Consider the following 15,401-nt stretch of genomic DNA (forward strand, 5'->3'; position numbering starts at 1 on the left):
AAACCTTGAGGTTACCCATCTGGGTGCATAAACTTCTGCTTTCCTAGAAGCTCATCTTCGGTCTCCACACGATCTTCATCTGGCACACAGCAATCTACCGGACACACTGCTGCACACTGTGGCTCTTCATGAAAGCCCATGCATTCTGTACATTTATCAGGTGAAATATAATAAATCTCATCGCTTATGGGAACTTGTACTTCATCAGCATTAACTGCTTTACCATCAGGCAACACTACGTCCCCTTCAAGAGAAGTACCATCACTATAACGCCATTCATCAGCTCCCTCATAAATTGCAGTATTTGGGCACTCAGGTTCGCAAGCACCACAATTAATACATTCATCTGTTATTATAATTGCCATAATTTTCTTTTTCCTTTATGCTGAAATAATTTCAGCATGCTTACTTTTGAGCAAAAATAAACCCTACCAATTTAGTGTACAAATATAATGATGGCGTATACCTCTACATTGCAAGCTTTTGTTAAACTTGGAAGTTTTATTACTGATTTTTGTGAAAATCATAATTCCATAGACAGTGAAAACCACCAAGAGTTTCTCGATGCCGTAATAAGAGCAGAGCAGCAAAACAGTTGGTTTAACCAAGAAAATATTTTATTTGCCCTCAAGCAATGGTCATTGTTACTCACTGAAGAACATTTAACAAATTGGCTTTCCCATTATAGTTTTGATTCATCTAAGGAAACAAAAACTGTTGGACTTGTAATGGCCGGAAACATTCCATTAGTAGGATTCCATGATTTTTTATGTGTTTTGTTGTCAGGAAATAAGGTTTTGGCAAAACTATCATCAAATGACATGGTGCTTCTCCCTTTTCTTTCTAAACACTTGATAGCTCAAGACCCAACACTTAAAAACAAAATACAGTTTATTGAAGGCAAGTTTGAAAGTTTTGACGCGGTCATTGCAACTGGAAGCAACAATACAGGCAGATACTTTGAGTATTACTTTGGGAAAAAACCGAATATCATACGAAAGAATAGAAATTCTGTAGCGGTTCTAACGGGAAACGAATCAAAAGAACAGCTTTCTGCCCTAGGAGAAGATATTTTTAGATACTACGGATTGGGGTGCAGAAATGTTTCAAAAATCTATGTGCCGAGAAACTACAATTTTGATGAGTTTTTTAATGGTATTTTTCCTTTTAAGGATATTATCCATCAAAATAAATATGCCAACAACTATGACTATAATAAGGCAGTTTATCTAATGAGTGAGTTCAAAATTTTGGACAATGGTTTTCTAATTCTAAAAGAGGATAAAAGCTTTTCATCACCAATTGCTTCCTTGTTCTACGAATATTATGACACTGTTTCTGATTTAAAAAAGGAAATACAGGAAAACGAAGCGCATATCCAGTGTATTGTATCCAATGGAATACTGGAAGAAGAGATTAATTATGGAGAGACTCAAAAACCAAGATTGGATGACTATGCAGATGGAATTGATACTATGAACTTCTTATTGCAACTCTAATAAAAATTAGATCTTTTTGAATCGTTTCCGTTTCCTATAATTTTTCGACCTTTGCGTCTTAATTTATTAGAAATGAAAAAGCACAATTTTAGCGCAGGCCCTTGTATTTTGCCACAAGAAGTAATGCAAAAAGCTTCCGAAGCAGTTGTTGAACTTGACGGCATTGGACTATCCCTTATAGAAATTTCTCACCGAAGCAAAGAGTTTGTTGCTATTATGGAGAAAGCACGTTCCCTAGCTCTGGAGCTTTTAGGTTTAGAGGGGAAAGGATATCAGGCGCTGTTTCTTCAAGGTGGTGCAAGCACTCAGTTTTTAATGGCTGCATACAACTTGTTAGATAAAAAAGCAGGTTACATCAATACTGGCACATGGAGTTTAAAAGCCATCAAAGAAGCAAGATTGTTTGGAGAAATAGTAGAGGTTGCCTCTTCTCAAGACCAGAACTTCAATTATATTCCAAAAGGATATTCTATCCCTAATGATTTGGATTATTTGCACCTAACTTCCAACAATACCATTTTTGGAACACAAATAAAAAAATTCCCTAAAACTAATGTCCCTATAGTTTGTGACATGAGTTCGGATATTTTTTCTAGGCAGATGGATTTTTCCATGTTCGATTTAATTTATGCAGGGGCACAGAAAAACATGGGACCGGCAGGCACAACATTAATAGTCGTTAAAGAAGGTATTTTGGGTAAGGTATCACATAAAATCCCTTCAATGTTAGATTATGCAGTACATATAGGAAAAGACAGTATGTTTAACACTCCTCCTGTTTTTCCTGTTTATGTTTCTATGCTCACCATGCAGTGGTTGAAAGATTTGGGTGGAATACCTGCTATAGAAGAAATTAATGAAAGAAAAGCAAATCTTATTTATTCTGAAGTAGAACTAAACCCCGTTTTCTCTGGATATGCGGCCAAGGAAGATCGCTCTATTATGAACGCTACTTTCAATATTACAGACGATACCCTTAGGGAAACCTTTGATGAAAAATGCAAGGAAGCAGGAATCAATGGAATTAAAGGTCATCGTTCCGTTGGCGGCTACCGTGCATCTATGTACAATGCCCTTCCTTTAGAAAGTGTAGGTGTTCTTGTGGATATAATGAGCGAGTTAGAAAAGAAAGGATAGGTAAATGGGTAAAATTTTAGCAAACGACGGAATAGCTCAGACTGGGATTGACTTACTTGAAAAAGAAGGTTTTGATGTAATTACAACAACAGTTGCACAAGAGCAATTGGCAAATTTTATTAATGATAACGATATCAGTTGTCTATTGGTAAGAAGTGCTACAGAGGCAAGAAAATCATTGATTGATTCCTGCCCAAACCTTAAACTTATTGGTCGTGGTGGAGTTGGTATGGACAATATTGATGTTGACTACGCAAAATCAAAAGGAATTCATATTATAAATACACCTGCGGCATCTTCAGAATCCGTTGCAGAATTGGTTTTTGCGCATCTATTCGGAGGAGTTCGGTTTTTGTATGACTCAAACCGGAATATGCCATTAGATGGAGACAGTAAATTCAAGCAGCTTAAGAAAAGCTACGCCGGTGGCACCGAGTTGCGAGGAAAAACCCTTGGCTTAATCGGGTTTGGAAGAATTGGTCAGGCTACAGCTAAAATGGCATTAGGCCTGGGAATGAAGGTATTGTTCCATGATAAATTTGTTCCTAAAGCTACTTTGGAAATTCCTTTTTTTGATGGACAATCCATAAAGTTTGAGCTAGAGAACAGCCCTATGGACATTTTACTTAAAAATTCAGATTTTATAAGTGTTCATGTTCCAGCACAGAAAACCTACGTACTTGGTGAAAAAGAATTTAAACTGATGAAACCCGGCGTTGGAGTAATCAATGCTTCCCGAGGAGGAGTTGTGGACGAAGTTGCATTGGTTGATGCTTTGGAGGCTGAAAAAATAGCCTTTGCAGGATTAGATGTCTTTGAATCTGAACCAAATCCAGAAATTCGGATATTAATGCACCCACAAATATCTCTGACTCCCCATATAGGTGCTGCTACCAAAGAGGCTCAACAGCGCATAGGTTCAGAATTGGCCATGCAAATTATCAAACTGCTTAAATAGTTCATTTTTATCTGTCTAGGCAAAAGGTTCTTTTTTGTACATTGTCACTCTAAACTAAACACTATAAAATGTCAGGATTATTAGATTTATTAAATAGCCCAATGGGCAAACAATTAATCAGCGGCGTTGCTGGTCAAACTGGACAACCAGAAAACAAAACAGCAGACGTTCTAAGTATGGCTATGCCCCTTTTAATGGGTGCCATGAAGAAAAATGCCTCTACTCCTGGAGGCGCGCAAGGCTTAATGAGTGCATTATCATCAAAACACGATGGCAGTATATTGGACAACCTTGGAGGTCTTTTTGGAGGCGGGGTTGATCAGGGAGTTATGGATGATGGCGCTGGGATATTAGGTCACGTGTTTGGGTCTAAACAACCACAAGTTGAAAATGCACTGAGCAGCAAATCAGGAATCGATGCTGGCTCAATTTCACAAATATTAAAAATTGCCGCACCAATTTTATTAGGTTACTTGGGCAAACAGACCAAACAGCAAAATGTTAGCAGTCCAGATGCTTTAAGTGGACTTTTAGGAGGCCTTATGGGAGGCGGCAATACTGCCAACAAACAACAATCGTTGATTGAAAGCTTTTTAGATTCTGATGGAGATGGCAGCGTAATAGATGATTTAGCTGGAATGGTATTAAATAGTGGAGGCCAAAAAAAGAGTGGCCTTGGAGGTCTTTTAGGAGGTCTTTTTGGAAAATAAATACCCATCTTAACTTTATTTAACAAAGCCATTTAGAAATCTAAATGGCTTTTTTTGTACTTTAATATTATGAAAAAGAACGTTTTAAATAAGTTAATTGCATTAATCTTGGTTTTAGGATTGTTTGCATCCTGCACGGCAAAAAAAGAAGCACTTGATATTTCAACCAAAGAACAAGAAGTGTTCAATTCCAAAGTGGAAGAAAAAGTTGAGATAAAGAATGAAGAAACAGAGTACGAAATCATCATTATTGAACCTGGGTTTTATACATGGCTACAAAGTATAGCAAGACCTGAAGGTTATTACTCTCAACACTTTTTAGAAAACAGAAATAACCTAATGGTAATTAATTGGAACCAAAGGGTATTGCAGCCACAGCGCTTCAATCCAAATTTGTACGAACTTCAAATAGATTACAATCCCGGTATTGATTATGGATATGAGGTGAATTATAAATTGTATAACTATTTCATTTATTTTCAACGCAAATACAACCAACGTTTAGGTCCTTTCATTCCTAGAATTTAAAGTATTATTTTTGCCATCGAAATTCTGTCGATGGAAAAATTAAAAAAACGTTGGGGAATAGAATCCAACTTCCAAATAGTAGTTATTTTTATTGTTTTTGGTGTTACTGGTAGTTGCGCTGCCAAACTTGCCGCCCCTGCCGCTGACTTAATTGGGCTGGACAAAGAACAGCTTTCTGGTTGGATTTATTGGCCTATTAGAATACTGTTGATTTTTCCCATTTATCAAGTTTTGCTGGTTTTCTTTGGATGGTTGTTTGGTCAGTTTCAGTTCTTCTGGAACTTCGAGAAGAAAATGTTGAAACGTATGGGATTAGGTTTTTTGTTTAATTAATTATGTTTTCCTTAACACAACGGAAACCAACTAATTATATAGATTTGTTGCACAATGAAGGATTTTAGAAAAATTCTTGGGCTTTTTATATTCGTTTCCTTGATGTTTGTCAAGGTGTCAGCACTTCACGTGTATTCACACCAAGACGGTAATCAAGAAAAAATTGAAAATTGCAAAATCTGTGATTTGGTAGTTGAAAACCAAGGCGTAGAGCTTAATCAAGTTGCAAATTCTGAAGCCTTTCATCCTACATTTCTTAACTTACAAGACAATAACTTTTACTACATAAGTCTTAACACTAAAAAAGACTTTTCTTATCACCTATTTTCTAGGCCTCCTCCTCATTACATTAGTTAATCGGCCAAAGCATTCCGTCTTTCTATAGCGGACTATCTATTTTTTACTAATTTATTTTGTTCAGAATGAAAATATATATTTTCATTGCATTTTTACTTGTAATCCCTATATATGGGTTTTCCCAAGATTGTACCGACATCCTTACGGGTCAGGTTATGGATTATCACAACAAAACACCTCTAGAAAATGCAAGTATTCAAATATTAGGAAATCAAAAAATCGTAAAAACCGACAACAAGGGAAAATTTCAAATCCCAAGTCTTTGCCCAGGTCTTTACGAATTGGAAATTTCGCATCCTGAGTGTACAACCACTTTTATTAAAGTGGAAGTAGATGGAATTACATGGATTGATATAAAGTTAGAGCATCACTTAGAGGAACTTGAAGAAGTAAAGGTGGTCGGTGATGCTGTTGCTGAAAAAACCAATTCCGCCCTAGAAGAATCATTAAAGCTTAAAACGTTGGAGCAATTCAGTTCTGGTAGTTTAGGAGATGCTTTAAAAGAGTTGGCGGGAGTTTCATCTTTAAATACTGGAGCCAATATTGTAAAACCTGCTATTCATGGTCTCAACGGCAGTAGGGTTTTAATACTGAACGATGGCGTGCGAATGCAAGATATGGAATGGGGAGATGAACATGCTCCCAACATAGATATCAATGCAGCAGGAACAATATCAGTAATTAAAGGTGCTTCTGCACTGTTATACGGAGGCGATGCTATTGGTGGTGTTATAGTTATGGAACAGGCAAGGATTCCTGCTAAGGATACTTTGTATGGCAAAAGTATTGTAAACGGGGTTTCAAACGGTAGAGGCGGAAATATAACCACAGAGCTTATCAAAGCATTTGAGAGTGGATGGTATCTAAGAGGACAAGGATCATATAAACGATTGGGGGATCATGAAGCTCCAGATTATGTGCTCTCTAATACTGGAGTTCAAGAAATAGGAGCTTCTTTACAGTTTGGAAAACAGCTTTTTACTTGGGGGTGGGATGCAAAATACTCTTATTATAATTCTGAAATTGCTGTACTTAGGGCCTCTCATATTGGCAACATTGATGATTTGATACGAGGTATCAATAATGGTCAACCAGAGATAATCAGACCCTTTACCTATGACATTCAAAATCCTAGACAGGAAGTTACCCACCATTTGGGCAAGCTAAAATTCTACAAACGATTTGAAGGTCTGGGCAAATGGAATGTTCAATATGACTATCAAAACAACAGGCGTTTCGAATTTGATGTGCGAAGAGGAGAACGTGATAACCAAGCATCTATAGATTTAGAGTTGACCACTCATACCTTTTCAACTGATTTTAAATGGGATGCCAAAGAGCTGTACGAACTTCAGTTTGGTATTTTAGGGAGATTTCAAGAAAACTTTGCTAATCCTACCACAGGCGTAAGGAGATTGATACCTGATTATGAAAAGTATGATTTTGGAGCTTTTGTTACGGGAGAATATCGGTTAACCGATGAAATTCTTGTTGATGCAGGTTTTCGCTATGATTTTAACCGTATTGATGCAAAAAAGTTTTACCAAACGTCTAGATGGGAAGAACGTGGTTATGATCAAGAGTTTCAAGATTTGATAATTAATGATCTGGGAACACAATTGCTTACCAATCCAATATTTGATTATCATAATTTCTCTACAACATTTGGTGCTCAGTACGCTGAAAACAGTGGTTCTGTAATAAGAATTAATTATGCTCTTTCGCAAAGGGCTCCTAATCCTTCAGAACTGTTCAGTGATGGTTTGCATCATTCCGCAGCACGTATAGAGTTGGGTGATCTTCGTATTAAAAGTGAAACTTCCCATAAAATCTCAGCATCATATCAGCAAGATTTTAATAACTGGGGATTTACACTAGAGCCCTATGCTAATTTCATTCAAGATTTTATTCTTTTGGAGCCAACGAGTGTAGAGTTTACCATTAGAGGTGCCTTTCCCGTTTGGGAGTATCGACAGACAAATGCAAGGTTATTGGGAGTTGATACTGCTGCCTATATTGATTGGACGGGTAATTGGAGAACGGACCATCAATTTTCCTTGGTTAAAGGAACAGATACTGAAAACAACAGCGCATTGATCAATATACCTGCTGCAAATTTTAGAAACAAACTGACTTTTGTAAAGCCAGAATGGAACAATTTTGAATTTAGTTTGGAAAGTCAGTATGTATTTGAACAAAACGAGCACCCAGATAACATTACCGCATTCTCACCTGAGCAGCAACAAGAAGTAGTATTGGAAATAAACACACCACCAGAAGCATATCATCTGTTGGGTGTTAGTTCAAAAATGGAGTTTCCGTTTAAAAACAATTTAAAACTTACAACCAGTCTTACGGTCAGTAACCTTTTAGATACAAATTATAGAGATTACCTAAATCGGCAACGTTTTTTTGCAGATGATTTGGGTAGAAATATCATTTTACAATTAAAACTCAATTATTAAATAAAATTTAAATTAAAGACTATGAAAACAACTAAATTCTTATCACTTGCGCTCTTAACCGGAACTTTATTAGTAGGCTGTTCAAGTGATGACAATGACCCAGAGGTAATAAATCCAGAGGAAACCATTACTACAATGAACGTTACTTTAACTCCTCAAGGAGGTGGCACGGCCATTACTTTACAATCTCAGGATTTGGATGGCGATGGACCCAATCCACCCATGATATCCATATCTGGTAGCTTGGCTGAAAATACTGTTTATGACGGAACGGTTGAGTTACTGAATGAAACAGAGACACCCGCTGAAAGCATTAATGAGGAAATTGAAGGAGAAGCGGCTGAACATCAGTTTTTCTTTATTCCAAATAATACTCTAAACGCAACTATCGCTTATGACGATGACGAATCTGATTATGTTTCTGCTGAGACAGGTGTAAATTTCACTTCAACAAATCCTGTAGGTATTTCGTTTACTGTTACTACTACTGATGCAAGTACAGGAACTTTGGCAATTACATTAAGACATGAGCCTAAAAAACCTAATGATGGGACTTTGGCAGATGCAGGAGGAGAAACTGATATTACACAAGCTTTTACCCTTGTTATAGAATAATTTAAAAGTACAGTTACGTTTGTTAGTTTAAATCGGGAGATGACTTTGTTCAACTCTCGATTTTTTTATCTTTTTTTGAAGAAAAAACATAGGTATACAACCACATTATTGTAAAACTGGGTATTATATCCAATCCGGGTATCAATTCTTCAACAAAAGTGACCAAACCGGCAGCTTGACCAATTTTACCTTTGTACAATCTAGTCATGAGCCAACCCGCAATTGGTGCCCAAATAACATCTGAGAACTCCCCTATTCCAGGTATGACAAATGATAACATTCCAATACCATCAAACAATAATCCCAAAAATAGGTTGCGATACTTTAGGTCTTTCTCTTCTGCCATAGATGAAAAATACCAAATAGGAATGAATTGGAAAAATTAACTATGATAAATCCGAACTGATAAGTTTAAGGAACTCATTTCGTGTCTCTATTTTTTCAAACTGCCCTCTAAATCCAGATGTTGTTGTCACGGAATTCTGTTTTTGTACGCCTCTCATCATCATACACATGTGAGATGCTTCAATAACCACGGCAACTCCCTTTGGCTTTAATGTGTTATTTAGACATTCCAAAATATCATGTGTCAATCGTTCCTGCACTTGTAACCTACGAGCAAAAACATCCACAATACGGGGTATTTTGCTTAAACCTACAATATGTCCGTTGGGGATATATGCTATATGAGCCTTGCCAAAGAAAGGAAGCATATGGTGCTCGCATAAAGAGTACACTTCAATATCCTTGATAATGACCATATCATCATAGTCTTCCTTGAACATGGCCCCCCGTAAAATTTCAGCTGGATCTTGTTTGTAGCCTTGTGTCAAAAATAACATTGCTTTTGCAGCCCGTTCTGGAGTTTTCACTAATCCTTCACGTTGTACATCCTCTCCTATCTCATCTATAATTTTTGAAAAGCGTTCTTTTACTTCATTAGTAACACTAATGTTGTATTCTTCCATGCTTTGATATGGTGCCATAAGTTATTTAACTGTATTTAGCTTGTTTGAAAAATGCTTGTTTAGCTTTTTAATTTTTGGATCTATGATGAACTGACAATAGGGTTGATTAGAATTGTCGTTATAATAATTGTGGTGTTCTTGCTCCGCAATGTAAAATGGTTTTACTTCAGAAATAGCAGTAACTATAGGTGATTCAAACACCTTTTCATTCTCCAAAAGAGCAATAAATTCCTCTGCTAATTCTTTTTGTTCTGGATTGGTATAGAAAATTTCACTTCTATACTGAGAACCAACATCGTTACCTTGTCTATTCAATGTTGTAGGATCATGAGTAGCAAAGAAAACTTCCAATAATTCGGTAAAAGAAACTTCAGCTGGATTAAATGTAATTTTTATACCCTCAGCATGCCCAGTTCTTCCGGTACAAATTTCTCGATATGCTGGATTTTTGATTTCTCCTCCCGTATATCCCGAAACTACCTCTTGAACGCCATTAAGCCTTTGAAAAACAGCTTCTGTACACCAAAAACAACCGCCAGCAAATATGGCGGTTTCTAAAGAATTATTATTCTGTTTATTCATTCTTTTGTAAAGTTAAACAAAGTTAGTGATTCCACAATTTGAAACCAATTATAAAATTTTGATAAGTAGTCGTTACAAGATGCTAAAACTTTATTTGAAACTTACGATTTTTGTTCACTCAACTGTAATCATTACTTTCACCCCAATAAGCGGTTTTACATGATAAAGGCGAATAACATCCAAAAATACTATGGTGACCTTCAAGTTTTAAAAGGGGTTGATCTAGAGATAAAAAAAGGCGAAGTGGTATCCATTGTTGGTGCATCTGGGGCCGGGAAAACCACATTGCTGCAGATTTTGGGCACCTTGGATTCCCCTTCCAACAAAAAGGAAAGTTCATTGTTAATTCATGATACGGATGTTACTCAACTAAATGACAAGAATTTGGCTAGGTTTAGAAATGAACATATTGGATTTATTTTTCAGTTTCATCAATTATTACCAGAATTCACCGCTTTAGAAAACGTCTGTATTCCAGCTTTTATAAAAAAAACTCCTAGGGCTCAAGCTGAAAAACGCGCAAAGGAGCTTCTAGACTTTTTAGGTCTTTCTGATAGATATGACCACAAACCCAACGCTTTATCCGGCGGTGAACAACAACGTGTGGCTGTAGCCCGCTCATTGATTAATAACCCTTCTGTGATTTTAGCAGATGAGCCCAGTGGTAACCTAGATTCTGAAAGCGCAGATAACCTTCACCAACTTTTCTTTCAACTTCGTGATGAATTTGGACAAACCTTTGTTTTGGTGACCCATAATCTAGAACTGGCCAACATGGCGGACAGAAAGCTAACCATGGTTGACGGATTGATTGTTTCTTGATCTTATGACAAAATCCGAGCTGAAAGATTTTCTGGATGAAAAGGTAGTGCAATACAATAATCCCAAGTTCCTTGAAGATGATCCCCTACAGATTCCACATCGTTTTTCAAAAAAGGAAGATATAGAAATCAGTGGTTTTTTAACTGCTACCATAGCCTGGGGAAACCGAAAGAGCATCATAAACAATGCCTCGCGAATGATGGAGCTTTTAGATAATGCTCCTTATGATTTTGTTTTAAATCACACCGATACAGATTTAGAAAAATTGGTTCCTTTTGTCCATAGAACATTTAATGGCAATGATTTGTGCTATTTTATCCAAAGCCTGCAAAACATATATACCAAACACAATGGGTTAGAAGCTGTTTTTGTGAAGCATCAGCAGAAAGATTCATTGCAATCCGCTATATCAAAATTTAAAGCCATTTTTTTTGAATTGCCACATCAAACCAGAACCATGAAACATGTTTCCGACCCTAACAAAGGGTCTGCCGCAAAACGCATCAATATGTTTTTACGCTGGATGGTTAGGGACAGCAACACCGGGGTTGATTTTGGTATTTGGAAGCAACTAAGCTCAAGCCAACTCTCATGTCCCCTAGATGTGCATTCTGGCAATGTCGCCCGAAAACTAAAATTAGTAAAGCGGAAACAGAATGATGCCAAAGCTTTAGCTGAGTTGGATAAAAGCTTAAGAAAACTGGACTCAAAAGATCCAGTTAAATACGATTTCGCACTTTTTGGACTTGGAGTTTTTGAAAAGTTTTAATACACCTCTCCTACCTCAGTATCTGTAAGGGTTTTTATAAAGGCCACTAGTGCTTTCTCTTCTAATTCCGATAGTTGTAGATTATCAAAAGGAAGAGTTTGGTATGGTAAATCAAAGCCTAGCCCACCACCCCCACCAAGGTTGTAGAAATTGATTACTTCCTCCAAACTTTTATAAACTCCATTGTGCATATATGGTCCCGTTAGTTCTGCATTTCTAATTGTTGGAGTTTTAAACATCCCACGATGTACCTCCAATTCCTCATTATGCCTCCAATAAAACCCTAAATCATCATCTAATGTTTTGTTGCTAGAAGTTTCAGGCACACCAACAACTTCCTTTTCATGCTCCGTAAAGAATGGTGGAACCGTCCCATTTGTTAACGGTATAAAATGACAGGTAGCACAAAGTGCTTTGCCCATATATAAATTAAAGCCCAATTTTTCTTCTTCAGTAAAAGTGTCCTCCTCACTACGGATGTTTTTATCAAACTTAGAATTGAATGCGTTCAACGTTGAAATATAAGAGGATATGGCACGAATGATTTCCGTATTCCTAGCAGAAATTCCGCCATACGCATCTTTAAACAGTGGAATATATGTGGTGTCCGCTAAAATTTCTGTTGAAAATTCATGTACAGAACTATCAAACTCCTTATCATTCGTAAATACAGATGTAATTTGATCTAATAAATTCGGAGATCTGCCATCCCAAAAAAAGCTTTGTTGAAAAGCTGCATTAATCAATGTTGGTGTATTTCGCTGCAATAACTTTCCGTTCTTATCCAAGTTTAAAGCTATTCCGTCTGCCCATGCTTTATTTGGATTATGGCATGTAACGCAGGCCATTTTTCCATTTTGGGACAGTTTGGGGTCAAAAAAAAGTTTCTTGCCCAATGCAATTTTTTTTTCTGTGGGGTTACGGTTGATGGCCGGTGTAAAAAACTCAACATTAAACGAATCTTCTTCAAAAAAAGTTGGTGCATCAAAATTGAAGGGTTTGTTGTTTACTCCAACCCACAACTTACTTTCTTTACGTATGGCAACCCAATCTCTTGTAATTGGATTCATATATTGCCGAATAAAAGTATAGCGGTCAAAGGTCTCAAAATTGGTGTTTGACTTAACAAAACCCACAGCCTTTTCTATATTGTTTTGAAACTGCAAATCCAATTCTTGATTTTTATTTAGAATTATTTTTCCAATACTTTTAGTATAGACCTCTTTTAGACTTTCCAGGGAAACTATGGTTTCATTTAATCCAAGCTGGCTTACCGGTGTATCAAAACCAGAAATTGACAGACTAATAATCCGCATTAATTGTTGGTGGGTGGCAATAAAGAAACGTTGGGGAGTAACTTCTCTATCACGTATGTAGTTTTGAAGGTTTTTGAGCATCCCAATGGTAATTGAGACTTCCTCTTTATATCGTGTTTCACTTTCCTCACCTTCATAAATACTTTCTTCAATTTTTTGTAAACCTACTGGCAGTAATATCTTTTGACTATCATCAGTAACGACCGGAAGCGCAGGCCCATTGGCTCTATGCCCTACTCCAGGGTTAAGATATGAAGCATATGATTCTGCTTTTTTAAAGGAAATTCTTGCCTTTTGGAATACTACTTTTGCACCATCACTCGTCATTGGCAGTTTTGAGAGCTCATCCAAAGCGGTTATGGCATCGGTAATATGCTTTAAATAATAGTCCTTAACGGGTTTCCAATCAACTTTGCTTTGTTCATTTGAAGCAATAACACTTTCTTTTGGCTTTTGCTTACAGCTGAGACTAAAAACCAATAAAACAACTAATAGGCGATTCATTTCTGGCAATTTTTTAAAGAAAGAAAGACCTCCATTAAAAATGGAGGCCCTTACATTGATAATACTTAAACTTATCTGGGGAGTCCTTTTAAAATAACTATTTGACCTCCTTGATCATCTTCTCTTGCACCGTTTGCTATAGCGGTTGCATTAGTTTCCATATCATGACCGTCAATATTCTTAAAATCATCACTTTCCCAATAATGAGGCTGTAGGTTCAACAAGAATGTATTTGGAACGCCTATTTTGTCCGATATATCCTCCAATGCTCCAAATTCTCCACTAAAACCGGTACTTCCATTAGGGTCGAGGTCTTGTCTAACTACTAATTCCAATACTGTTTTGATGTTGTTACCATCCAAATCGGACTGATAGATATATGCGGCATGCCCCCTATCAAAAGAGTTAGGGTCTTCCTGAACGTAAACAAAGTTTTCGGTAACGGTAATGTTATCTGGACTTTGTAGGCTTGCTAAGTTTCCGTCCATATTATTGGTATCTGTATTACCGGAAATAATCTGTGTCAACTTTCCAGTAAGTGGATTCGCCTCATCCAATTCCAATTTATAAACTGTTCCCCAGTCGTTGTATGTACCTCTACCAGGTCCTCTTCCGGTCACAGCGACAAATACATTTCTTCCGTTTTCATCAGACCCCTTTTGGTAGTCCACGTCTTCTACCCTCATAAATGCTGATGCAAAAACTGCTACACAAGCATCCTCCATTTCAGACTTGGTCAAAGAAGCACCATTGGGTATTTCCACGAACTCAAAATCGTATGTCACGCCATAATCCAAATTACTTTCATTATAAATTGTGGAGGCGACAACATCGGTAACGCCATCTGCACCATCAGAAATTTGCTTAAGTCTTAATACGTAAATCTTTCCATTGTTTAGGTCCGCATCCCCTTCTTCTGAATAATATAAAGTTATCTGACCTTCGGAACCGCTGGAATCATCATCTCCACCTATTATTACAGTTTTACCAGTGTAAGCATCTTTTGGTAATGGAACTGCGTTTTCCCAGGAGAATTCACCTAAAGCATCCAAACCAAAATCTGCGGTTGGGGTTGGGGTGTCAATATAGGGGTCTATCCCTTTAACATCATAATTAAAGCTTTCAGAAGCGGAAAGAAAAAGGTCGGTTGCCCCACCATGTATATCAGCTTCCCACATAGTACCTGAACATTGACGTGCAAAATCAGCAACACCAGAGTTCAATAACCAATCCCCGCCTATAGGGTTCAGGTTTTCATCCAATTCTATTCGTGCAACTGCATAATCGTCTTCCGCATTTACAATATATAGGTAACCATCACTATTGGGGTCCTTTAAAAATCCAGCACCATCTGCTGCTCCTACAAACTGAAATCCATCATCAAGTATATCAGTTGAGCTAACTAGGGAATACGCTTTTACAAAATTGAACTGAGGTTGAATGGCCACCAAAGGTTCCAATTCTGATTTGTTTTCAAACATGGTAGCAGCTGGAATAAAGTCTTCCCCGTCCTGGCCATCTTGACCATCCACTCCATCTACACCATTGGTTCCATCCAGTCCGTCTTCACCATCACAACCAGTAAAGCCAAACCCAATGGCTATTGTAAATATTAATCCAAATAACAATTTCTTCAAATTCATAATTTTAGTTTTAGGTTTTGTTGAATTCTCCAAAACTATTTATGAACCCTTAGCATTTGGTTACCTCAATATATTGATTTGATTATGTCATTTTTAAGAAACTGTTAGTTTGTAAAGTTTAAGTGTACTTAATGTTCCTAAAATTTAAGCTAAATGTTAACTTCATTTTTTAGAAACCCTGAATGGACCGTGATG

16 protein-coding genes are annotated in these 15,401 nt (G+C 37.0%); 10 read left to right on the forward strand and 6 right to left on the reverse strand.

Features of this window, described 5'->3' with window-relative positions:
* Nucleotides 1-11 precede the first annotated feature (11 nt).
* Nucleotides 12-365: a 4Fe-4S dicluster domain-containing protein gene (locus SJY44_RS12535; RefSeq protein ID WP_298926894.1), complete on the reverse strand. Its 354-nt coding sequence runs from the start codon at nucleotides 363-365 to the stop codon at nucleotides 12-14.
* An 87-nt stretch (nucleotides 366-452) separates the two neighbouring features.
* On the opposite strand from SJY44_RS12535, the gene SJY44_RS12540 reads away from it, so the two are divergent.
* The 8 genes from SJY44_RS12540 (at nucleotide 453) to SJY44_RS12575 (ending at nucleotide 8,602) form a co-directional block, all read left to right on the forward strand.
* Nucleotides 453-1,499 (forward strand): acyl-CoA reductase, encoded by a 1,047-nt coding sequence (locus SJY44_RS12540; protein WP_396589982.1) that lies wholly within the window; start codon nucleotides 453-455, stop codon nucleotides 1,497-1,499.
* 72 nt (nucleotides 1,500-1,571) lie between these two features.
* Nucleotides 1,572-2,636 (forward strand): 3-phosphoserine/phosphohydroxythreonine transaminase, encoded by a 1,065-nt coding sequence (serC, locus tag SJY44_RS12545; RefSeq protein WP_396589983.1) that lies wholly within the window; start codon nucleotides 1,572-1,574, stop codon nucleotides 2,634-2,636.
* A gap of 4 nt (nucleotides 2,637-2,640) precedes the next feature.
* On the forward strand, nucleotides 2,641-3,594 hold the full coding sequence (locus SJY44_RS12550; RefSeq protein ID WP_396589984.1) for a D-2-hydroxyacid dehydrogenase: 954 nt from the start codon (nucleotides 2,641-2,643) through the stop codon (nucleotides 3,592-3,594).
* A 68-nt stretch (nucleotides 3,595-3,662) separates the two neighbouring features.
* Nucleotides 3,663-4,304: a DUF937 domain-containing protein gene (locus tag SJY44_RS12555; RefSeq protein ID WP_298926904.1), complete on the forward strand. Its 642-nt coding sequence runs from the start codon at nucleotides 3,663-3,665 to the stop codon at nucleotides 4,302-4,304.
* 69 nt (nucleotides 4,305-4,373) lie between these two features.
* On the forward strand, nucleotides 4,374-4,832 hold the full coding sequence (locus SJY44_RS12560; RefSeq protein ID WP_298926907.1) for a DUF6146 family protein: 459 nt from the start codon (nucleotides 4,374-4,376) through the stop codon (nucleotides 4,830-4,832).
* A 30-nt stretch (nucleotides 4,833-4,862) separates the two neighbouring features.
* Nucleotides 4,863-5,165 (forward strand): DUF6787 family protein, encoded by a 303-nt coding sequence (locus tag SJY44_RS12565; protein WP_298926909.1) that lies wholly within the window; start codon nucleotides 4,863-4,865, stop codon nucleotides 5,163-5,165.
* A gap of 422 nt (nucleotides 5,166-5,587) precedes the next feature.
* Nucleotides 5,588-7,987 carry a TonB-dependent receptor gene (locus tag SJY44_RS12570; RefSeq protein WP_396589985.1) on the forward strand — a complete coding sequence of 800 codons (2,400 nt, stop codon included), beginning with the start codon at nucleotides 5,588-5,590 and terminating at the stop codon, nucleotides 7,985-7,987.
* Between the two features lie 21 nt (nucleotides 7,988-8,008).
* Nucleotides 8,009-8,602 carry a type 1 periplasmic binding fold superfamily protein gene (locus SJY44_RS12575; protein ID WP_298926914.1) on the forward strand — a complete coding sequence of 198 codons (594 nt, stop codon included), beginning with the start codon at nucleotides 8,009-8,011 and terminating at the stop codon, nucleotides 8,600-8,602.
* A 49-nt stretch (nucleotides 8,603-8,651) separates the two neighbouring features.
* Here SJY44_RS12575 and SJY44_RS12580 read toward each other — a convergent pair whose 3' ends face one another.
* Genes SJY44_RS12580 through msrA form a run of 3 tightly spaced genes read right to left on the reverse strand, consistent with a single transcriptional unit; the run spans nucleotide 8,652 to nucleotide 10,152 of the window.
* A complete protein-coding gene (locus tag SJY44_RS12580) occupies nucleotides 8,652-8,948 on the reverse strand; it encodes a hypothetical protein (RefSeq protein ID WP_298926916.1) in 297 nt (98 codons plus the stop codon).
* A gap of 40 nt (nucleotides 8,949-8,988) precedes the next feature.
* The gene (gene folE / locus SJY44_RS12585) at nucleotides 8,989-9,588 is read right to left on the reverse strand and encodes a GTP cyclohydrolase I FolE (protein WP_298926919.1); all 600 of its coding nucleotides are present in this window, start codon (nucleotides 9,586-9,588) and stop codon (nucleotides 8,989-8,991) included.
* A 3-nt stretch (nucleotides 9,589-9,591) separates the two neighbouring features.
* The gene (msrA, locus tag SJY44_RS12590; protein WP_396589986.1) at nucleotides 9,592-10,152 is read right to left on the reverse strand and encodes a peptide-methionine (S)-S-oxide reductase MsrA; all 561 of its coding nucleotides are present in this window, start codon (nucleotides 10,150-10,152) and stop codon (nucleotides 9,592-9,594) included.
* A gap of 159 nt (nucleotides 10,153-10,311) precedes the next feature.
* On the opposite strand from msrA, the gene SJY44_RS12595 reads away from it, so the two are divergent.
* On the forward strand, nucleotides 10,312-10,974 hold the full coding sequence (locus SJY44_RS12595; protein ID WP_298926924.1) for an ABC transporter ATP-binding protein: 663 nt from the start codon (nucleotides 10,312-10,314) through the stop codon (nucleotides 10,972-10,974).
* Nucleotides 10,975-10,978: 4 nt separating this feature from the next.
* Nucleotides 10,979-11,743: a TIGR02757 family protein gene (locus SJY44_RS12600; protein ID WP_396589987.1), complete on the forward strand. Its 765-nt coding sequence runs from the start codon at nucleotides 10,979-10,981 to the stop codon at nucleotides 11,741-11,743.
* On the opposite strand, the gene SJY44_RS12605 is transcribed toward SJY44_RS12600, so the two are convergent.
* Nucleotides 11,740-13,563 carry a cytochrome-c peroxidase gene (locus tag SJY44_RS12605; RefSeq protein WP_396589988.1) on the reverse strand — a complete coding sequence of 608 codons (1,824 nt, stop codon included), beginning with the start codon at nucleotides 13,561-13,563 and terminating at the stop codon, nucleotides 11,740-11,742. The two genes, SJY44_RS12600 and SJY44_RS12605, sit on opposite strands and share 4 nt — an antisense overlap.
* Nucleotides 13,564-13,634: 71 nt before the next feature.
* Nucleotides 13,635-15,206: a hypothetical protein gene (locus SJY44_RS12610; protein WP_396589989.1), complete on the reverse strand. Its 1,572-nt coding sequence runs from the start codon at nucleotides 15,204-15,206 to the stop codon at nucleotides 13,635-13,637.
* Nucleotides 15,207-15,401: the final 195 nt, after the last annotated feature.

The organism is Allomuricauda sp. R78024, from assembly GCF_044596045.1.
GTDB lineage: Bacteria > Bacteroidota > Bacteroidia > Flavobacteriales > Flavobacteriaceae > Flagellimonas.